The following is a 19,863-nucleotide window of genomic DNA, read 5'->3' as shown; positions in this document are numbered from 1 at the left end:
GGCCGTCCCACCGGCGGGGGCGGACCTACTCCGGCTCCCGCCAGCCTTCGTACCGCTCCACCAGCTCATCCACCTTGCCGAGGGCCTGTTCGTCGAGCCCGTCCACGACGACGAGCCACTGGGCGTCCTCGGCGTCGTCCTCACCGGCGAGCGTCTCCCGTACCACCCGCGGCACCTCGAGCCCCGGGAACCACTCCCCCAGCGTCTCGGCGACCTCCTCGGCATCCCCACGCTCGCCGAACACCAGCAACTGCCTCATGCCCCACATTCTCCCGCGAGTTGAACGCGTGTACGTTCGTTCACCGAGCGTGCACGGAATACATTGGTTAGCGTCGGATCATGACTGCCGAAGCGGTGATCTTCAAGATGGAGTCCTCTTCCTCACTCCCCGACTGGGCCTTCCCCCCGCCGCAGGGCTACGTCGCCGAAGACCTCGATCACATTCCGGATTTGCCTGCGCACACAGAGTTGATCGACGGAAGCTTGGTCTTCGTGAGCCCCCAGCGCGACTTCCATCACACAGTGATCTTCCAGCTCCATCTCCAGCTGCGAGAGGCTGCCCCCGAGGGCTACCGTCTTCGCCAGGAGATGAGCGTGAAACTGGGGCCCAAACAACGGCCTGAACCGGATCTCATCGTGCTAGGCCCCAACGCCGTCATTCAGCAAGACGTCACCTACTTCGACGCCAAAGACGTCCTTCTCGCCGTCGAGGTCGTCTCTCCTGATTCGGTGGTCCGCGACAGGAAGCGCAAGCCCACTCTCTACGCCGAGGCAGGCATCCCCCACTTCTGGCGCATCGAGGAAGCCTCGGGCCTGCCGGTGGTCTACGTCTACGAAATCGACCCGGCCACCAACAGCTATGCCAACACCGGCATCCACCACGACCGGCTCAAGCTGACCGCGCCGTTCGACATCGACATCGACCTCACGACGCTCTACACCACATGACAAAGGGGCCGGTACGGCGATCCGTACCGGCCCCCTCTGGTCGACTCAGGCGCTGCGGAGCTGGGCTCCCACGCGGTCGGCCGCCATCGCCACCGCCGCGTCCCTGGCCGCCGTCGTCTCCTCGACCGTCAACGTACGGCCCGCCGCCCGGAACCGCATCGTGTAGGCGAGCGACTTGTTCCCCTCGCCCACCTGCTCACCCGCGTAGACGTCGAACAGCCGCACCGACTCCAGCAGCTCGCCGGCCCCGTCGCGCAACGCCGCCTCCACGTCGGCCACCGGCGTGAAGTCGGGCACGATCAGCGCCACGTCCTGCGTCGCCACCGGGTACGGGGACACCGGCGGCGCCTGCGCCGGACCCGGCATGCCCGACTCCAGCCGCGACAGCTCCAGCTCCATCGCGGCGGTGCGCGGCGGCAGCCCGTACGCCTCGATGACCCGCGGGTGCAGCTCACCGGCGTGCCCCACCAGCGTGTCGCCCACGTAGAGGGCGGCGCACCGGCCCGGGTGCCAGGGCTCGTGCTGGTCGGCGCTGATGGACAGCTCGACCCGCGACTCGGCGGCGATCAGCCGGGCGGCCTGCACGGCGTCGGCCCACGAGGCCTGCCGGCCGGAGCCCCACCAGCCGGACCGCTCGAACTCCCCGGCCAGCACGACCGCGACCCGCAGCGGCTGGTCGGGCAGCGCCGCCTCGATCGAGGCCAGCTCCTCCTCGGTGGGACGGCGCGAGACGCCGAGCACCGGAGCGACGGCGGGGGCGTTCTCCCGGGGCCGGTAGACCGCGCCCGTCTCGAACAGCGCCACGTCGCCGAAGCCGCGCCCGACGTTGCGGACCAGCGTCTTGAGCAGGCCGGGCAGCAGCGTCGTGCGCATCAGCGGCTCGTCCTCCGACAGCGGGTTGGCCAGGCGCATGGCCCGGCGCCGCGCGTCGTCGGCGGGCAGCTGCAGCCGGTCGAAGTCGTCGGCCCCGATGAACGGGTAGCTGAGCACCTCGACGTAGCCGCCCTCGGCAAGCGCCCGCCCGACCCGCCGGCGCAGCCGCTGCCCCTCGGTCAGCCCGGCGCCCGCCGGAGCGCTGGGCAGCACCGACGGCAGCCGGTCGTAGCCTTCGAGCCGGATGACCTCTTCGGCCAGGTCGTTGGGGTCGGTGAGGTCGGGCCGCCACGACGGCGGGGTGACCGTGATCATGTCGGGGCCGGTGACGGCCAGCCTGGCCGCCAGCTCGCCGCCGGTCACGACGCCGGTCGGGTCGACGCCGCCCTCGCGCACCGCCGGGTCGTCACCGTCGGCCACGAGGCAGCCCACCTGCTCCAGGCGGCCGACGACGACCTCCTTGGAGTACGGGACGCCCGCCACGGCCGACGGATGACCGGCCGGGATCGCGATGCGCGCCGGCGTGACGTCGACCTCGGCGTGCGTCACGCCGGGCTGCACGGTCGCGCCGCCCAGCTCGGCCAGCATGCGCACCGCCCGCCACGAGGCGACCAGCGGCAGCTCGCGGTCGACGCCGCGCTCGAACCGCTTGGACGCCTCCGAGACCAGCCCGTGCCGGCGCGACTCGCGCGAGATGCCGGTGGCCGAGAAGTGGGCGGCCTCGATGACGATGTCGGTCGAGCCGTCGGAGATCTCGGTCTCCAGGCCGCCCATCGTGCCCGCCATGGAGATCGGGCCCGACTGGTCGGTGATGAGGATGTCGTCGGGGTCGAGCTCGCGCACGACGTGGTCGAGCGTCTCCAGCCGCTCGCCCGCCCGGGCCCGCCGTACGACGATCTCGCCGGTCAGCTTCGACCGGTCGAAGGCGTGCAGCGGCTGGCCCAGCTCCAGCATCAGGTAGTTGGTGATGTCGACGGCCAGCGACACCGGGCGCATGCCGGACCGGCTCAGCCGCACCCGCATCCACAGCGGGCTCTGGGCGGCCGGGTCGAAGCCGCGCACCTCGCGCAGCACGAACCGGTCGCAGGCCGTCGGGTCGCCGATGGAGGCCGGCCAGGACGGCTCGGTCTCGGCGGGCACCTCGACGTCGGCCGGGTCGCGGAAGGCCACGCCGAACGCGGTGGCCACCTCGCGGGCCACGCCGCGGACGGACAGCGCGTAGCCGATGTCGGGCGTGATCTCCAGCTCGATCACGTCGTCGCGCAGGCCGAGCAGCTCGACCACGTCGGTGCCGATGGGCGTGCCGGCGGGCAGCACCATGATGCCGTTGTGGTCGTCGCCGAGGCCCAGCTCACGCTCGGAGCAGATCATGCCCTCGGACATGCGCCCGTACGTCTTGCGCGCGCCCACCTCGAACCCGCCCGGCAGCACGCCGCCGGGCAGCACGACGGGGACGCGGTCGCCGGCGACGAAGTTCGTGGCGCCGCAGACGATCTCGCGCGGCGTCGCCTCGCCCACCTCGACCTTGCAGTGCCTGATCGGCTTCTTGAAGCCGGTGAGCTCCTCGATCTCCAGCACCTCGCCGACGACGACGTTCTTGACGTCGTGGCCGTAGGAGGTGATGGCCTCGAGCTTGAGCCCGGCCATGGTGAGCCTGTCGGCCACCTCGTGCGCGGTGGCCGCCGGGAGGTCGACGTACTCCCGCAGCCAGGAGAGCGGGACCTTCATCAGATCTCCATTCCGAACGGGAGCGTGAAGCGCACGTCCCCCTCGATCATGTCTCGCATGTCTTCGGCGTTGTGGCGGAACATCAGCGTGCGCTCGATCCCCATGCCGAACGCGAACCCGGAGTAGCGCGAGGGGTCGACGCCGCAGGCGATGAGCACCCGCGGGTTGACCATGCCGCAGCCGCCCCACTCGATCCAGCCCTCGGACTTGCAGGTGCGGCACGGCGGGTTGCCGGGGATCGCCGAGGCGCCGCGGCAGACGAAGCACTTCAGGTCCATCTCGGCGGACGGCTCGGTGAAGGGGAAGTAGTTCGGCCGGAACCGGGTGGTGATGCCCTCGCCGAACATGACCTCGGCGAACCTGTCGAGCGTGCCCTTGAGATGGGCCATGGTCAGACCCTCGTCGACGGCCAGCCCCTCGGTCTGGTGGAAGACCGGGGTGTGCGTGGCGTCGAGCTCGTCGGTGCGGAACGTCTTGCCCGGCGAGATCACGTAGACCGGCAGCTCGCGCTGGAGCAGCGCGCGGATCTGCACCGGCGAGGTCTGGGTGCGCAGCACCATGCCCGACTCGGTGGAGTCCACGAAGAACGTGTCGTGCTCGGAGCGGGCGGGGTGGTCGGTGGCGATGTTGAGCGCGTCGAAGTTGAACCACTCGCCTTCGAGCTCGGGGCCCTCGGCGACCTCGTAGCCCATGGCGACGAACGCGTCGGCGATGCGCTCCTGCAGCGTGGTCAGCGGGTGGCGGGCGCCGCGCGGCCGCCGGTCCCAGGGCAGGGTGACGTCGACGGTCTCCTCGACGAGCACCCGGGCGTCGCGCTCGGCCTCCAGCTCGGCCTGGCGGGCGGCCAGCGCCTCGTTGATCGCTCTGCGGGCGCCGCCGACGCGCTTGCCGGCCTCGGCGCGGGCGGCCGGCGGCAGGGCGCCGATCTCGCGGTTGGCCAGGGCGATGGGCGAGCGGTCGCCCGCGTGCGCCAGCCTGGCCTGCTTGAGTGCGTCGAGGCTGTCGGCCGCCTTGATCGCCGTGAGGGCGTCGGCCTCCATGCGGGACAGCTCGTCGGCGTGCAACGGCGTCACCTCGACGGGGTCGTAGTCAGACAAGAGTGAGCTCCGTATCCAGGGCTTGAGCGGAAATGAGTCTAGTGGGGCCCGCCCACCGGACCGACTTCGACGGGCGCCAAGCCGCTCGGGGCTTCAGACCGTGGCGAAGTCGGGTGTGCCGGTGGGCACGGTAAATCGGAACTCCGCGCCGCCCTCGGGCGCGCGCTGCACGGTGATCGTGCCACCGTGCGCCTCGACCAGGCCCTTCACGATGAACAGGCCGAGCCCGGTGCCGCCGCGCCTGCGGCTGTTGCCGCCCCGCCAGAACTGCCGGAAGACGCGCGGAGCCAGCTCGGGCTCGATGCCCTCGCCCTCGTCGCGCACCGACACGGCCACTCCCCATCCGACGGACTCGATCTCGATCGTCACGGTGCCACGCCCGTGGCGCACCGCGTTCTCCACCAGATTACCCAGAATCTGGTCGATCTTGTCCTGGTCGAGCCACATCTCCGGCAGGCGGTCGCCGACGATCAGGCGGTAGCGGTCTTCCGAGTCGCCCGCCGCGACCCGGCCGGCGACCAGCCGGTGCGCCCTGGCCGGCAGGTCGACGACCTGGCGGCGCACCTCCAGCCGCCCGGACTCGATGCGCGAGACGTCGAGCAGCTCGGTGATGAGCCGGGTGACGCGGTCGGCGTCGTTGTTGACGGTCTCCAGCATGACGCGCTTCTGCTCGTCGGTGAAGCGCGTCCACTTGGCCAGCAGGGTGGCGGTGAAGCCCTTGACGCTGGTCAGCGGCGAGCGCAGCTCGTGGGCCACGGTGGAGACCAGGTCGGCGCGGCTGCGCTCCAGGCGGGCGCGGGCGCCGCCGTCGCGCAGGGTGATCGTCACCCGCTCGACCTCGCCGCCGCGCTCGGGCTCGCGCACCAGCCGGGCCGCGACGTAGAGCTCCTGGCCGCCCGGCAGGTGCAGCGGCCGCTCGGGGACCCTGGTCCTGGTACGCAGCCCGCCCTCGGGATCGAGCGCCTTCCACCACTCGCGCCCGTCGTGGTCGCGGAAGGGGAAGACCTCGTTCATCTCCCGGCCCACGGCGCGCTCCATGGCGACCCGGGTGAGCCGGGCGGCGGCCCGGTTGACGGCCAGCACGCACCCATATCGGTCGGTCACGATAAGGCCGTCGGGGAGGTCGTCGATGGAGATCGTGCACGCGGCGGCCACGACTCGCCCGTCGGTTTCTGCGCCGTGCACGACCTCGCCTCCTCCGCCTACAACGCCGACAATAGCGGGTTTCCGGCCGCCTAGGGCACTCGCTGAGCCCTGGCGGAGGAGTAAAGGCACACGGCCGCGGCGGTGGCCAGGTTGAGACTTTCAGCCTGTCCGTAGATGGGCACTCTGACCACATCGTCCGCCTCGGCGCGTATCTCCTCCGGCAGTCCCCAGGCCTCGTTCCCGAAGATCCACACAGTCGGTCCGGAAAGATCCACGTCGTCGAGCGTGTGCTTGCCCGCGCCGTCGGCCGCCAGCACGCGCATGCCCCGCTCCCTCAGTTGACGCACGGCGGCGGCGACCGGTGCACCGATGACGACCGGCAGATGAAACAAACTGCCCGCGCTGGCGCGTACGCACTTGCCGTTGTAGGGGTCGACGGAGGCGTCGGTGAAGATCACCGCGTCCGCCCCTGCGGCGTCGGCCGCCCGCATGACGGTGCCGGCGTTGCCCGGATCGCGTACGTGCGCCAGCATCGCGACCAGCTTCGGCTCCCCGGCCAGCGCCTCCTCCAGCGGCACGTGCACGAGCCGGCACACCGCCAGCAGCCCCTGCGGGGTCACGGTCTGGGACAGCTCCGACATGACCTCGCCGCTGGCCCGGTGGACGGGCACCCCCTGCAGCGTGGCCTGGGTGATGAGCTCGGCGTGCCGCAGCTCGGCCTCGGCCGTGGTGAACAGCTCCAGCGTCACCCCGTCGAGTTTGAGCGCCTCGCGCACCGCCTGCGGCCCCTCGGCCAGGAACCTGCGGTCCTGCTCCCGGAAGGCGCGCTTGGTGAGCCTGCGTGCGGCCTTCACCCTCGGCGACTTCACGTTGGTCAGCTCGGACCCGGCCATGCTCTCCCCCTGATCGTGCGTGGATACAGCAAAAGGGCCCACCGTGACGGTGGGCCCTCTGTGTCTGAAGGCGACCTCAGCCCGCGGTGGCCGGAGCGTTCACGTTCGCCGGGAGCGCCTTCTTGGCGGCCTCGACGAGCGTGGCGAAGGTCGGGCCGTCGTTGACCGCGAGGTCAGCGAGGATCTTGCGGTCGACCTCGATGTTGGCCAGACGCAGGCCCTGGATCAGGCGGTTGTAGGTGATGCCGTTGGCGCGGGCAGCGGCGTTGATCCGCTGGATCCACAGACGGCGGAACGCACCCTTACGGTCCTTGCGGTCCCGGTAGGCGTACGTCATCGAGTGGAGCATCTGCTCCTTGGCCTTGCGGTACAGCCGCGACCGCTGGCCACGGTAACCGCTCGCCCTGTCGAGGACGACCTTGCGCTTCTTCTTGGCGTTGAGCGCCCGCTTCACGCGTGCCATGTTTCTTCTCCCCGGGGGTTCGCGCTACTTGGCGAGCAGCTTCTTGATCTTCTTGGTGTCTGCCGGCGAAACGACGACTTCACCCTTGAGACGACGCGTCAGCGTGGACGACTTCCACTCGTTGTAGTGCGCGCGGCTGGCGCGGCGGCGCTTGAGCTTGCCGGTGCCGGTGAGCCGGAACCGCTTCTTCGCACCGCTGTGCGTCTTCATCTTCGGCATGTCGCCGTCTCTCCTCAATTCGGTCGTGCCGGTGGCCGGGCCGGTGCTGGCCGGCCCGGTCGCGGCTTGTTCGTCTGCCGGTGGCTGCCGGGGCGCGTGGTGTAAGGCTAACCCCAGCCGCAGGTCACGCTTCCTGTACGGAAGGTTCCGCTTCCGGTACGGAAGACTCCTCTTCCGACGCGGAAGGCTCCTCGCCACGCTGCGCCTTGGCGGCAGCCTTTTCGGCCTTGGCCTCGGCCTTCTTCTTGTGCGGACCGATCACCATGATCATGTTACGGCCGTCCTGCTTGGGCTGGGACTCCACGAACCCGAGCTCCTGGACGTCCTCGGCCAGCCGCTGCAGCAGCCGGAAGCCGAGCTCCGGCCGGGACTGCTCACGCCCGCGGAACATGATCGTGACTTTGACCTTGTCCCCCGCCTTGAGAAACCGCACCACGTGACCCTTCTTGGTCTCGTAGTCGTGCGGGTCGATCTTCGGCCGGAGCTTGATCTCCTTGATGATCGTGTGCGCCTGATTCTTGCGCGCCTCGCGCGCCTTCATCGCGGACTCGTACTTGAACTTGCCGTAGTCCATGAGCTTGCACACGGGCGGTCGAGCCGTGGCCGCGACCTCGACGAGGTCGAGGTCGGCCTCCTGGGCGAGCTTCAGCGCGTCGTGAATGCTGACGATGCCGACCTGCTCGCCGTTCGGGCCCACGAGGCGAACCTCGGGAACTCGGATACGCTCGTTGATGCGGGGCTCAGTGCTGATGGGGCCTCCTAGGTTTGCGATCCCTACGTGCTCGTCGTGGCGGGGGCCTTCCGCGCCGAAGACGCGAAAAACCCCGCACGTCGCGCATGCGGGGCCACTGAGCTCTGTGGCTTCGTGGCCTCGAGCTCCCCGGAGAGTCCGGCGTGATCCTGGACCCGGCCACCTTTCGGCGACTCGGGTGGGAGGGAGACCTCCGCTTGCGCGTCCAGCAAGGCATGCCGGACCGATCAGAGAGCTACATTACCACAACCACGCACGCGCCTCGAATCATCCCGCCGGCGCGGACAATCGCCGGGTAGATCACTGCGGACGGGCCGCGGACCGCCGGGCGATCTCGGCCTCGCCCGCCGCGCGCATGGCCTCGACCGGCACGTCCACGCGGCCGGTCATCAGCTCCACCTGGCGCGCCGCCTGGTGGAGGAGCATCGCGAAGCCGCCGACCACCGTGCCGCCCGCGTCGCGGACCGCCATGGCCGCCTTGGTGGGCCAGGGGGCGTAGACCACGTCGAACAGCGCCGGCACGCGGGCCAGCCGCCCGGCGAAGGCATCGGCGGCCCCCGCGGGCAGCGTGGAGACCACCAGGTCCACCCCCGTGTACGCGTCGAGCTTGTCGAACGTCTCCACCGCCAGCGCCACGCCCAGCCGTTCGGCCACCTCGGCGGTCTCCCCCGCCCTGGCCGGGTCGCGGACCAGCAGCGTGGCCGCGAACAGCCCCAGGTTGCGCAGGGCCGCCAGCGCGGAGGCGGCCGTGGCGCCGCCGCCCAGGACGGTCGCCGACCGCGGCGCGGGCACACCCGCCTCGGCCAGCGCCTGCTCGATGCCGTGGACGTCGGTGTTGTGGCCGTGGCGCAGGCCGTCGGCGAAGACCACGGTGTTGGCCCCGCCCACCTCGACGGCCAGATCGGAGACGGTGTCGAGGAGCGGCAGCACGGCGCGCTTGAGCGGCATCGTCAGCGACAGCCCCGCCCACGCGCGCTCGCCGTCGCCCTCTTCACCACCGCCCTGCTCACCGCCGCGCTGTCCGCGCACGGGGGTCAGCCCGGCGAGCAGGCCGGGCAGCCGCGCCTCGTCGCACTCGATCGCCTCGTAGCTCCACCCGTCGAGCCCCATCGCCGCGTAGGCGGCCCTGTGCAGGTGGGGCGAGAGCGAATGCCCGATCGGCGAGCCCATGACCGCAGCCCGCATCGACACTCCTTCCGGAAACACGGTCCCTACTCCTACCACGCCGCAGGGGGTCGCCGGTCGTCGGACGGCCCCCTGGCGGCGGAGGTCAGCCGCCGTTCCGCTTGTACTCGGCCAGCAGCGCCTGGCGTTCGGCCTCGGTGGTGGCGAACTTGGTGACGCTGCTGTTGGGGTCGGTGGCGACGAAGTAGAGCCAGTCGCCCTTGGCCGGGTTGAGCGCCGCCTCGATGGCGTGCTGGCCGGGGTTCGAGATCGGGCCCGGCGGCAGGCCGAGGTACATGTACGTGTTGTACCGGCTCTTGGTCTTCGTCTCGGCGATGGTGGCGGCGGTGCGGTACTTGTTGAGTGCGTACATGACCGTGCTGTCCATCTCCAGCTTCATCTCCGGGTCGCGGTCGAGCCGGTTGTAGATGACCCGGGAGATCTTGGGCATGTCCTCGAACCGGCCGGCCTCGGCCTGGATGATGCTGGCGATGACCACGATGTCCTGCGGCTTGCGGCCCAGGGCCTTGGCGCCGCCTTCGAGGTCGACCTCCTCGGCCGTCTGGTTGAACCGCTTGACCATCGCGCCCAGGATCTGGGACGGGGTGACGTTGGGCGGGAAGTCGTAGGTGGCCGGGAAGGCGTAGCCCTCCAGCTTGCCCTTGGCGTACGACGGCAGGTCGAGGTCGGCGGTGTCCTTGGCCGCGGCCGCGAACCCCTTGGCCGGCTTGCCCGTCGCCTTGGCCAGCGTGGACAGCGTGTCGGACAGGCGCAGGCCCTCCTTGACCGCCACCTTGGCCAGCAGCTTGTTCTCGGGGCTCAGCATCGCCACCGCGCCGGCCGCCGACATCTTCTTGCGCATCTTGTACTGGCCGGGCTGGAGCGACCCGCTCTTGCCGGCGTTGCCGATGGCGGTGCTGAACGCCCTGGCACTGGCCACGACGCCGAGGCGCACCAGTTCCTCGGCCACCTCCGACGCGCTCTGGCCGTCCTTGATCTCGACGATCACCTCACCGGTGCCCTGGCCGGTGTAGTCGTCAGGCACGAGGGCGTCGCTGACCCACAGGTAGCCGTAGTAGCCGCCGCCGCCGATGATGCCCGCCAGCACGACGAAGGCGAGCAACGGCGCGACGAAGCCGCCCCGGTTACGGCGTCGGCGCCGCCGGCGGCTGCCGCCGCGCTTGCCGGAGCCACGGGTACGGCGCCGGGACCGACCCTCGTCGTCCTCGGTGCCGAGCAGGGAGTTCAGATCGAGATCGCTCATAGATGCGCTGGCCAATCTCCCGGTACGGCCCGTTCGGCGTCAAGCGGTTGTGCCGAACCGGCGGAGCTCACCGGGCGAAACGGGGGGATCCGCCGGGCATGCTCCCACGACCAGCGGAGATCACTCTGGGTAGCCATGCTAGGGGATGGGAAGAGGGCGCATGACCCGGTATGGGGCTTTTGCGCGGGCACAGGGGGGTCCCGCCGAACATCAGTCCGTCCCGAGGTTCTTGTTCAACTCTTCCCGGTATCTCACGAACTCGCTCTCTTTGTTGGTGAATTTGGTGATTCTATGCGCCGGATCCGTCGTCACAAACCAGTGCCAATCACCCGCGGCTGGGTTCAGCGCCGCCAGCAGCGCCTTCTCACCAGGATTGGCGATGGGCCCCGGCGGCAGTCCGCGGCGGTGGTAGGTGTTGTAGGGCGAGTTCACCTTGGTGTCGCTCTCCGTGACCTTCAGTGACCGACGGTTCTGCGCGTAGAGCACCGTGGTGTCCAGCTCCAGCGGCGTGTTGCTCCTGAGTCTGTTGTAGATCACTCTGGCGATCTTGGGGTAATCGGCGTCGGTGCCGCCCTCCGCCTGCACGAGACTGGCGACCGTGAGCGCCTCCAGCGGCGTCAGGCCGAGCCGGCGGGCACCCTCCGCCAGGTGGATCTGCCGGGCGGCCACGCCCCACCGCTCCACCATGGCGGCCAGCACGTCCACCGCCTTGTCGCCTGGCTCGACGTCGTAGGTGGCCGGGAACAGGAAACCCTCGATCCCGGGCGCGTACGAGGGCAGCCCGAGCAGGCTCTTGTCCACGCTCTGCAGCTCCTTCAGCGGCAGCGCGGCCAGCTGCGCGACGCGCCGCAGCACCTCGCCCGCGCGCAGCCCCTCCGGCACCGTCACCCGCCTGACCAGCCGGGAGGCGGGCGCGAGCAGCAGGTCGAGCGCCGCGCCCGCGGCCATGCCCTTGCGCAGCCGATAGTGGCCGGGACGCAGCCGGTTGGCCACGGCCCGCTCCTGGGCCGCGTTCACGAACGAACGTGAGCTGGCCACCACGCCGGCGTCGGCCAGCGCCGTGCCGATGTCCTCGGCGTTCGCCCCTGGCGGGATGCGGACGGTGACCGTCCCGCTGCCCACGCCCTCGAAGTCCTCGGGGCTCAGGTACGGCCTGACCACCATGAGCACGCCCGCGCCCGCCGCGACCAGGGCGGCGACCAGCGCGGCGGAGATCAGCCCCGCCTTGCCCAGGGCCCGGCCACGGCGCGACGACCGGCTGCTCCCGGCAGACTCCTCGGCCATCGGGTGCGATCTGCCATCGGCGGAACCCTCGCCCACCGGATGCGGCGTGCTCCCGGCAGGGTCCTCACCTGCCATCCGCGGGCCGCTCCCAGCGGGGTTCTCACCCACCGGCCATGGGCTGCTCCCAGCGGGGTTCTCACCCACCGGCCATGGGCTGCTTCCGGCAGGGTTCTCACCCACCGGCCGCGGGCTGCTCCCGGCAGGGTCCTCGCCCACCGGCCACTGGCTGCTCCCGGCGTGCTCCTCGGCCGCCGGTCGCGGCGGTGTCTCCTGCTCGGAGTCCGTCCGCCGGAACGGGATGACCTCGTCGCCGTCGTCGTCGGGGGTGGTGTTCACGCGGCCACCTCGCCGGTCGTACGCCCGGCGGGCGGCATCGGAGCCTGCGCACGGGCCATGCCCTTGTGGCGGGCCCCGTCGCGGGCCTCGCGGTGCCGCCCGGTCATGAGGCAGGTCCGTCGGCCGCCGCGGGGGGCGGTTCGACGGGCCTGCCTGGTGGTCTGTCTGTGGCGCGTTCGGAGTCGAGGGCGTCCTGGAGAAGGACGACGGCGGCCGCCTGGTCGACGACCCCGCGCTGCTTCTTGGCGCTGACGCCGCTGGCCCGCAGCCCGTGCTGGGCCGCGACCGTGGTGAGCCGTTCGTCGAACAGCCGCACGGGCGTGGGAGCCAGCCGGCCGGCCAGCTCGGCGGCGAACGCGCGGGCCAGCCCGGCCGCCTGCCCCTCACGCCCGGACAGCGACGTGGGCAACCCCACGATCACCTCGATCGCCTCGTGCTCGGCGACGATCTCGGCGAGGCGGTCGAGGTCGCCCTTGCCCCGGCGCACGGTCTCGACCGGCGTGGCCAGCGTCCCGCTGGGATCGCTGCGCGCCACGCCGATGCGTACGGAACCGACGTCGACGCCGATCCGCGAACCGAACCTCATGTCATCCGATCTGCTCGCCGATGGCCTGTTCGACCAGGCCGAGCGCGTCGCCGATCGCCTCGGGCCGCGTACCGCCGCCCTGCGCGACATCGTCCTTGCCGCCACCGCCACCCCCAAGAGCCTTGGCGGCGACGCCGACCAGCCTTCCGGCCTTGAGCCCCCGCTCGCGCCCCGCCTCGTTGACCGCGGCGACCACCACGGGCCGGTCGGAGGGGGCGCCGGCGATCACCACGACCGCCGGCCGGTCGGCCGGGAATCTGCCACGCACATCAAGCGCGAGCTTACGCAGGTCGTCGGCGCCGGTGCCATCAGGCGCGCGGTGTGTCACCACGGAGACTCCGTGCAGGTCACGGGCCTGGGACGCCAGCTCGCCGGCCACCTGGAGCACCTGCGCCGAGCGGACCTTCTCCAGCTCCTTCTCGGCGGTGCGCAGGCGGGTGACGATGCCCTCGATGCGCTCGGGCAGCTCCTCGCGGCGCGCCTTGAGCTGCTCGGACAGCTGGGCCACCAGCACGCTCTCGCGGGCCAGGAAGCGGAAGGCGTCGATGCCGACCAGCGCCTCGACGCGGCGCACGCCCGCGCCGACCGACTGCTCGCCCAGCACCTTGACCAGGCCGAGCTGCCCGGAGCTGTGGACGTGGGTGCCGCCGCACAGCTCGCGCGAGTAGTCGCCGATCTCGACCACGCGGACCTCGTCGCCGTACTTCTCGCCGAACATCGCCAGCGCGCCCATCGCCCTGGCCTCGGCCTGGGAGGTGTAGAACGCGTTGACCTTGAGGTCGTTGATCAGCACCGCGTTGACCTCGTCCTCGACGTCGCGCAGCACGCTGGCCGGGACGGCGCCCGCCGCGGTGAAGTCGAAGCGGAAGCGGCCCGGGGAGTTCTCCGAGCCCGCCTGCGCGGCCGTCTCGCCCAGCGCGTTCTTGAAGCCGCGGTGGACCAGGTGGGTGGCGCTGTGGCTGCGCGAGATCGCCCGGCGGCGCTCGACGTCGATCTCGGCCTGCGCCTCGTCGCCGGCCTTCAGCTCACCGCTGCGGACCTTGCCGCGGTGGACGATCAGGCCCTTGAGCGGCGACTGCACGTCGATGATCTCGACCTCGGCGCCCGCCGTGCGGATGACGCCCTGGTCGGCGAGCTGGCCGCCGCCCTCGGCGTAGAACGGGGTGCGGCCGAGCACGATCTCGACGGTCGTGCCCGCGCCGGCCGCCGGCACGCTGACGCCGTCGACCAGGATGCCGACGACGGAGGTCTCGGCCTCGGTCTCGTCGTAGCCCAGGAAGTCGATCTTGCCGGCCTTCTCCAGCAGGTGGCCGAAGACGGAGATGTCGGCGTTGCCGGTCTTCTTGGCCGCCGCGTCGGCCTTGGCGTTCTGCCGCTGCTCCTTCATGAGGCGGCGGAAGCCCTCTTCGTCGACCTTGAGCCCCTGCTCGGCCGCCATCTCCAGGGTCAGGTCGATCGGGAAGCCGTAGGTGTCGTGCAGCTTGAACGCCTGGTCGCCCGAGAGCGTCGTGCCCGACTTGCGCTTGGTCTCCTCGACGGCCACGTCGAAGATCGCGGTGCCGGTGCGGAGCGTGCCCAGGAAGGACGCCTCCTCCGCGTCGATGATCCCGTGGATCTGCGGCGCGTCGACCTTGAGCTCGGGGTACTGCTCGCCCATCACGTTGATCGCGACGTCGGTCAGCTCGTGCATGTAGCGCTCGTCGCCGGAGCCGAGCAGGCGCAGGTTGCGCACCGAGCGGCGCAGGATGCGGCGCAGCACGTAGCCGCGGCCCTCGTTGCCGGGCATGACGCCGTCGGCGACCAGCATGGTGCCGGTGCGCACGTGGTCGGCGATCACGCGCAGGCTCACGTCGGCGCGGTGGTCGCGGCCGTAGCGGGTCTTGGTGAGCTCGGCCGCCTTGTCGAGGATCTTGTAGGTGGTGTCGATCTCGTAGAGGTTGTCGACGCCCTGCAGGATCGTCGCCATGCGCTCGAGGCCCATGCCGGTGTCGATGTTCTTGGCCGGCAGCTCGCCGGAGATGTCGAAGTCGACCTTGGTGCGGACCTGGCTGAGCTGGTACTGCATGAAGACGAGGTTCCAGACCTCGAGGTAGCGGTCCTCGTCGGCGACGGGGCCGCCCTCCTTGCCGTACTCGGGGCCGCGGTCGTAGTAGATCTCCGAGCAGGGGCCGCCGGGGCCGGGCACGCCCATGTGCCAGTAGTTGTCCTCCAGGCCGCGGCGCTGGATGCGGCTCTCGGGCACGCCGACCTTGTTGCGCCAGATGTCGTAGGCCTCGTCGTCCTCGAGGTAGACGGTGGCCCACAGCCGCTCCTCGGGGAAGCCGAAGCCGCCGTCGGACTCGGACCTGGTGAGCAGCTCCCACGCGAACGGGATCACTTCGGACTTGAAGTAGTCGCCGAAGGAGAAGTTGCCGAGCATCTGGAAGAAGGTGGCGTGCCGGGTGGTCTTGCCGACCTCTTCGATGTCGGGCGTGCGCACACACTTCTGCGCGGTGGCCAGCCGTGACGCCGGAGGCTTGCGCTGCCCCAGGAAGTACGGCTTGAACGGCACCATACCGGCAGGAACCAGGAGTAGCGTGGGGTCCTCAGCGATCAGGCTGGCCGAGGGCACGACCTTGTGCCCACGCTCCTCGAAGAAGCGCAGGAAGCGGCGGGCTATCTCTGCCGACTCCATTGTGGCCATCCTTTGCTGGTAGTCAGTTGTCGATTTCAGCGTTGTCGAGCCCGAAGCGCGCCCGCAACTGGGTTTCGCGCTCGGCGGCCTCGCCGAGCGCGTCAGAGGTAAAGTCTCTCACCCGCGCGAGCATCCCCGCCGCGCCGTCGGCGGTGCGCCGCACGACGTGGGTCGGGTGCAGCGCCTGCAGCCTGCGCATCACCCAGAAGGCGAGGAACGCGCCGAGCGAGAGGTAGAACAGCCGTCTGATCACCGGGACCGCCTCACCCGGGCGGGCCTGCGGGCCTCGATGGCGCGCCGCACGCCGTAGCCGAGCGACGACACCTTGATCAACGGGCCCGTGAAGATGGTCTGCGTCACCGCGCTGAGCTTGGCGGCGTGCGCGCTGACCTGCTTGACGTCCTGGGCGATGGCCTCGACGGCGACGAGTTGCCTGTTGGTCTCGTTGACCGTGACGCTCACGTCGTCGAGCAGCGGCACCAGGCGGTTGTTCAGGTCGGAGACCGCCTTGGTGGTCTCGGTGAGCAGCCTGGCGAGCTTGACGAGCACCATGGCGAGAACGCAGACCAGGACAATCCAGCCCGTGGCCGCGATCAGGCCGGCGACCTCTCCAGCGGTAAGCATCCGCTCATCTCCCTCGTACGCTGGGCCGGAACGGCAAGAACCCTATCGCGTCCCGGCGACAACGTTAGTGAGGAAAACGGGCCGGATCCGGCGGCGAGGCCACCTGCGGACACTTCGTTGACCGATCACATGCCGCTCCGACCAGGCATTCCGCCGCCCGGCCCGCCTCCTGTCACGCCTCGGGGACGCGGGCGAAGGCGCGTACGGGAACCCGCCCGACGCCCTCCAGGAACGGCGGCGCGGCCGTGAACAGGGCGCCGGTGGGCGGCAGCCGGTCGAGCCCGGCCAGCCGCTCCACGACCGGCACGCCCCCCGCCAGCAGCACGTCGAGAGCCGCTGAACCACCGACCGCGTCGGCGTCGGTGCCGACCAGGGACGCGCCCTGTTCGGCCAGCCACGCGGCGCCCTTGGGGGTGAGACTCCGCCCGTCACGCGCGCCGGTGTGCAGCAGCACCGCCCTGCCGCGCACGTCGAAGGCGGCCAGCGCCCCCACGCCGACCTCCCGCGCCTCCGCTCCCGCCACGCGCACCACCACGGCGGGCAGCTCGGCGGTGCGGGCCAGGGGCAGGCCGGTCAGGTCGCCGCCGGGCGCCACCAGGTACGTGCCGCCGTCGGCGGGCGGGCGGGCCAGCTCGACCAGCGCTCCCCCGGCCGCCGGCGCGGCCTGCACGGCACGGTCGGAAGGCCCTCCCCTGGTGCCCTTGTGCGGCTCGGCGAAGATCTCGACGTTGTCGAGCTCGACGCCGTCGGTCATCAGCAGGCCGAGCGAGGCCACGAACAGCGCGGCGATCTCGTCCTCGGTGGCGTCGGGGCCGGGCAGGTCGACGCGGAAGCCGTGGACGGCGAGGTCGCCGCCGTTGCCGAAGGTGATGCGGGCGTCGAAGCTCGCGCGGTGGTCGGTCATGATGGCGATCAATCTAGCGTGCGGGCAGGGCTCAGGAACCGCGCAGGAAGTCGCGGATCCGGGCCCAGCGGTCGGCCACCGGAGCCTCGGCGCCGTGCCTGGTGGGCTCGTAGTAGCGGCGGTCGCGCACCTGCTCGGGCGCGTAGTCCTGGCGCACCAGGCCGTGGTCGAAGTCGTGGGGGTACTTGTAGCCGTCGCCGTGGCCGAGCTTGGCCGCGCCCGGGTAGTGGGCGTCGCGCAGGTGGCCGGGGACCTGGCCGATCAGCCCCTTGCGGACGTCGCCGACCGCCGCGCCGATGGCCTTGACGACCGCGTTGGACTTGGGCGCCATCGCACAGTGGATGACGGCGTGGGCCAGGTTGATCTGCCCCTCGGGCAGCCCGATGAGCTGCACGGCCTGGGCCACGGCCACCGCCGTCTGCAGGCAGGTGGGGTCGGCCATGCCGACGTCCTCGGAGGCGAAGATGACGATGCGGCGGGCGATGAAGCGCGGGTCCTCGCCGGCCTCGATCATGCGGGCGAGGTAGTGGAGCGCGGCGTCGGCGTCGGAGCCGCGCATCGACTTGATGAACGCGCTGATCACGTCGTAGTGCTGGTCGCCCTGGCGGTCGTAGCGCACGGCCGCCTTGTCGGCGGCCTTCTCCACCACCTCGGCGGTGATGTCGTCGGCCAGCAGGGCGGCGGCCTCCAGGTAGGTCAGCGACCTGCGCGCGTCGCCGCCGGCCAGGCGCACCAGGTGGTCGAGGGCCTCGGGCGCGAGCCGGGGCCGCCCGCCCAGGCCGCGCGGCTCGGCCACCGCGCGCTCCAGGACCGCGCGCACGTCGTCGTCGGACAGCGACTCCAGCGTGAGCAGCAGCGAGCGCGACAACAGCGGCGAGATGACCGAGAAGGACGGGTTTTCAGTGGTGGCGCCGATGAAGGTGACCCAGCGGTTCTCCACCGCCGGCAGCAGCGCGTCCTGCTGGGCCTTGTTGAAGCGGTGGACCTCGTCGACGAACAGCACGGTCTGCCGGCCGCTCATGCCCAGCTCGCGGCGGGCGTTGTCGATGGCGGCGCGGACGTCCTTGATGCCGGCCGAGACGGCGGAGATCTCGACGAAGCGGCGCTTGGTGACGTTGGAGACGACGTAGGCCAGGGTCGTCTTGCCGGTGCCGGGCGGGCCCCACAGGAACAGCGACATGGGGGCCTCGCTCTCGACCAGCCGCCGCAGCGGGGTGCCGGGGCCCAGCAGATGCCGCTGGCCGATCACCTCGTCGAGGGTGCGCGGGCGCATCCGCACCGCGAGGGGTTGCGGGGTGGCCTCCTCAGCCGCCGAATCGAACAGGCTATCCACAACGCGAGATTACACGCCGGTCAGAACCGCCGCGGCCCACACGGCCCTGGCCCCGGTGTCGCCCGCCCGGAAGCAGAAGTAGCCCGCCACGGCGGCCAGGACGACCGTCAGCGCCGACAGGACCAGCGTGACGGGCCTGCCGAACCGGTCGGAGGTGAGCGAGCCGCGGGCGGGGGTGGTGGCGTACACCAGCGCCAGGCAGGCGGCGGCGAGCCCGGCGGCCGACAGCAGCAGCGGGGTCGCGTAGCCCTCGTGGACGGCGACGCGCGCGCCGAGCGGGCCGTCCACGTCGGCGAAGCGGGCCCGTTTGAGGCTCTCCCCGCTCTCCTTGGCCGCGAGGACCGCCGCGGGGGCGGCCACGGCCAGCAGCACCACCGCCCAGGCCGTCACGGCCCGTACGCGAGGCGCCAGCGCGTACGCCCCGCCCACGAGGACGAGCAGCGGCGTCAGCACCACGGCGAGGTGCACGATCAGCGGATGGGCCGGCAGGCCGAGGATCTGGTCGAACACGGTCACTCCTTGGAGGGGCTCACCTGAACTACGTATCCGTCCGCGAGAAGGTTCTCTCCTCACTTGCCCCACTCTGCGGCTTCCGCCACTTACGCCCGGCACATATCGGAGGCCGGTAGCATTCGCGGAGTTGTTTGGTCATGTGTCGGCAAAGATGAAGGAGACAACCGGTGAGCGGCGACGACCGCCAGAGCGAGCTGGCCCGGGAGCACAAGGAGCGGCAGGCGAGGCGCGCGGCCGAGCAGACCGCCAAAGCCAGGCGGAACACCTTCATCGGCGCGGGCGTGGCCGTCGTCGTGGTGGCGGGCGGCATCTTCGCCGCGACCAACCTGATGGGCGACGACAAGAAGACGGTCGCGGCGGAGAGCACGCCCTCGCCCTCGGCCAGCACCAGCTCTCCCGCGCCGACCGCGCTGCCGAGCACCACGCCGCCGAGGAAGGCGGGCAAGGTGTCGTGCACGTACAAGCGTGACGAATCCGCGCCCAACAAGTTCGTCGGCCTGCCGGGCAAGCGGCCCAACCTCAAGCTCAAGACGATGACCGTGAGCACCAACCACGGCGACATCGTGATCGACGTCGACGCGAACGCGACCCCGTGCTCGGTCAACTCGATGGCGTTCCTGGCCAAGAAGGGCTTCTACGACAACACCAAGTGCCACCGGCTGGTGACGCCGGAGACGGCCGGCCTGTACCTGCTGCAGTGCGGCGACCCGCAGGCCAAGGCCGACGGCAGGAACCCGACCGACGGGCAGGGCACGGCCGGTTACGTGTTCGGCGACGAGGCCGTCGGCATGTCCTACACCAAGGGCGTGGTCTTCCTGACCCAGCCCGACGGCGCTGCGGGGCAGAACAGCAGCCAGTTCGCCATCTCGCTGTCGGACGAGAACGGCCAGCTGGAGCCGCAGTACTCGGTGCTCGGCATGGTGCGCTCGGGCCTGGAGATCATCGAGAAGGTCGCCAAGGACGGCGTCATCGTCAACGGCGACGACATCGTGGGCGACGGCGGCTCGACCGCGCCGAAGAACCCGATCATCATCAAGCGCGTCACCGTGCGGTAGCACCCGCG

At 71.0% G+C, this 19,863-nt stretch carries 20 protein-coding genes; 2 read left to right on the top strand and 18 right to left on the bottom strand.

The features are described 5' to 3' along the window. Positions 1–25 precede the first annotated feature (25 nt). Positions 26–259 carry a hypothetical protein gene (locus ACNF49_RS22305; RefSeq protein ID WP_482944879.1) on the bottom strand — a complete coding sequence of 78 codons (234 nt, stop codon included), beginning with the start codon at positions 257–259 and terminating at the stop codon, positions 26–28. 80 nt (positions 260–339) lie between these two features. Here ACNF49_RS22305 and ACNF49_RS22300 point away from each other — a divergent pair, with 80 nt between their 5' ends. Then, positions 340–948, top strand: a complete 609-nt coding sequence (locus ACNF49_RS22300; RefSeq protein ID WP_482944878.1) for a Uma2 family endonuclease — start codon at positions 340–342, stop codon at positions 946–948. A gap of 45 nt (positions 949–993) precedes the next feature. Here the strand turns inward: ACNF49_RS22300 and ACNF49_RS22295 are convergent, their stop codons facing one another. From ACNF49_RS22295 to ACNF49_RS22215, 17 genes are all read right to left on the bottom strand, one after another. After that, positions 994–3,549, bottom strand: coding sequence for a phenylalanine--tRNA ligase subunit beta (locus tag ACNF49_RS22295; protein WP_482944877.1), 2,556 nt, complete (start codon positions 3,547–3,549; stop codon positions 994–996). Further along, entirely contained in the window at positions 3,549–4,589 is a 1,041-nt protein-coding gene (gene pheS / locus ACNF49_RS22290) for a phenylalanine--tRNA ligase subunit alpha (RefSeq protein WP_357986191.1), read from the bottom strand. The genes ACNF49_RS22295 and pheS overlap by 1 nt, the downstream gene beginning before the upstream one ends. Before the next feature lie 150 nt (positions 4,590–4,739). Next, complete coding sequence (locus tag ACNF49_RS22285; protein ID WP_357986150.1) at positions 4,740–5,831, bottom strand: sensor histidine kinase; 1,092 nt, start codon at positions 5,829–5,831, stop codon at positions 4,740–4,742. A gap of 50 nt (positions 5,832–5,881) precedes the next feature. Then, a complete protein-coding gene (locus ACNF49_RS22280; protein WP_357986153.1) occupies positions 5,882–6,685 on the bottom strand; it encodes a TrmH family RNA methyltransferase in 804 nt (267 codons plus the stop codon). A 76-nt stretch (positions 6,686–6,761) separates the two neighbouring features. Further along, positions 6,762–7,148 (bottom strand): 50S ribosomal protein L20, encoded by a 387-nt coding sequence (rplT, locus tag ACNF49_RS22275; protein ID WP_482944876.1) that lies wholly within the window; start codon positions 7,146–7,148, stop codon positions 6,762–6,764. Positions 7,149–7,172: 24 nt separating this feature from the next. Continuing rightward, positions 7,173–7,367, bottom strand: a complete 195-nt coding sequence (gene rpmI / locus ACNF49_RS22270; RefSeq protein ID WP_125635662.1) for a 50S ribosomal protein L35 — start codon at positions 7,365–7,367, stop codon at positions 7,173–7,175. 124 nt (positions 7,368–7,491) lie between these two features. Beyond that, positions 7,492–8,064, bottom strand: a complete 573-nt coding sequence (gene infC / locus ACNF49_RS22265; RefSeq protein ID WP_482944875.1) for a translation initiation factor IF-3 — start codon at positions 8,062–8,064, stop codon at positions 7,492–7,494. A 354-nt stretch (positions 8,065–8,418) separates the two neighbouring features. Further along, entirely contained in the window at positions 8,419–9,303 is an 885-nt protein-coding gene (locus ACNF49_RS22260) for a shikimate dehydrogenase (RefSeq protein ID WP_482944874.1), read from the bottom strand. Positions 9,304–9,388: 85 nt separating this feature from the next. Next, positions 9,389–10,546 (bottom strand): endolytic transglycosylase MltG, encoded by a 1,158-nt coding sequence (mltG, locus tag ACNF49_RS22255; RefSeq protein ID WP_357986162.1) that lies wholly within the window; start codon positions 10,544–10,546, stop codon positions 9,389–9,391. Positions 10,547–10,756: 210 nt separating this feature from the next. Further along, on the bottom strand, positions 10,757–11,830 hold the full coding sequence (gene mltG, locus ACNF49_RS22250; RefSeq protein ID WP_498702846.1) for an endolytic transglycosylase MltG: 1,074 nt from the start codon (positions 11,828–11,830) through the stop codon (positions 10,757–10,759). Between the two features lie 439 nt (positions 11,831–12,269). Then, positions 12,270–12,752, bottom strand: a complete 483-nt coding sequence (gene ruvX, locus ACNF49_RS22245; protein ID WP_357986168.1) for a Holliday junction resolvase RuvX — start codon at positions 12,750–12,752, stop codon at positions 12,270–12,272. A gap of 1 nt (position 12,753) precedes the next feature. Continuing rightward, the gene (alaS, locus tag ACNF49_RS22240) at positions 12,754–15,426 is read right to left on the bottom strand and encodes an alanine--tRNA ligase (RefSeq protein WP_357986170.1); all 2,673 of its coding nucleotides are present in this window, start codon (positions 15,424–15,426) and stop codon (positions 12,754–12,756) included. A 22-nt stretch (positions 15,427–15,448) separates the two neighbouring features. Then, positions 15,449–15,679, bottom strand: coding sequence for a hypothetical protein (locus ACNF49_RS22235; protein WP_352327836.1), 231 nt, complete (start codon positions 15,677–15,679; stop codon positions 15,449–15,451). Next, the gene (locus tag ACNF49_RS22230) at positions 15,676–16,050 is read right to left on the bottom strand and encodes a DUF948 domain-containing protein (protein ID WP_352327837.1); all 375 of its coding nucleotides are present in this window, start codon (positions 16,048–16,050) and stop codon (positions 15,676–15,678) included. Before ACNF49_RS22230 ends, ACNF49_RS22235 begins: the two co-directional genes overlap by 4 nt. A 172-nt stretch (positions 16,051–16,222) precedes the next feature. Continuing rightward, complete coding sequence (locus ACNF49_RS22225) at positions 16,223–16,954, bottom strand: cyclase family protein (protein ID WP_482944872.1); 732 nt, start codon at positions 16,952–16,954, stop codon at positions 16,223–16,225. Between the two features lie 31 nt (positions 16,955–16,985). Beyond that, positions 16,986–18,227 carry a replication-associated recombination protein A gene (locus tag ACNF49_RS22220; RefSeq protein WP_482945566.1) on the bottom strand — a complete coding sequence of 414 codons (1,242 nt, stop codon included), beginning with the start codon at positions 18,225–18,227 and terminating at the stop codon, positions 16,986–16,988. A gap of 69 nt (positions 18,228–18,296) precedes the next feature. Beyond that, complete coding sequence (locus ACNF49_RS22215; protein WP_357986179.1) at positions 18,297–18,797, bottom strand: hypothetical protein; 501 nt, start codon at positions 18,795–18,797, stop codon at positions 18,297–18,299. A gap of 170 nt (positions 18,798–18,967) precedes the next feature. Here ACNF49_RS22215 and ACNF49_RS22210 point away from each other — a divergent pair, with 170 nt between their 5' ends. Then, on the top strand, positions 18,968–19,855 hold the full coding sequence (locus ACNF49_RS22210) for a peptidylprolyl isomerase (RefSeq protein ID WP_357986182.1): 888 nt from the start codon (positions 18,968–18,970) through the stop codon (positions 19,853–19,855). Positions 19,856–19,863: the final 8 nt, after the last annotated feature.

The sequence above is a fragment of the Actinomadura sp. ATCC 39365 genome (genome assembly GCF_054392275.1).
Note: the sequence above shows the minus strand (reverse complement) of the source record. Positions and strands in the feature narration are given on the sequence as shown.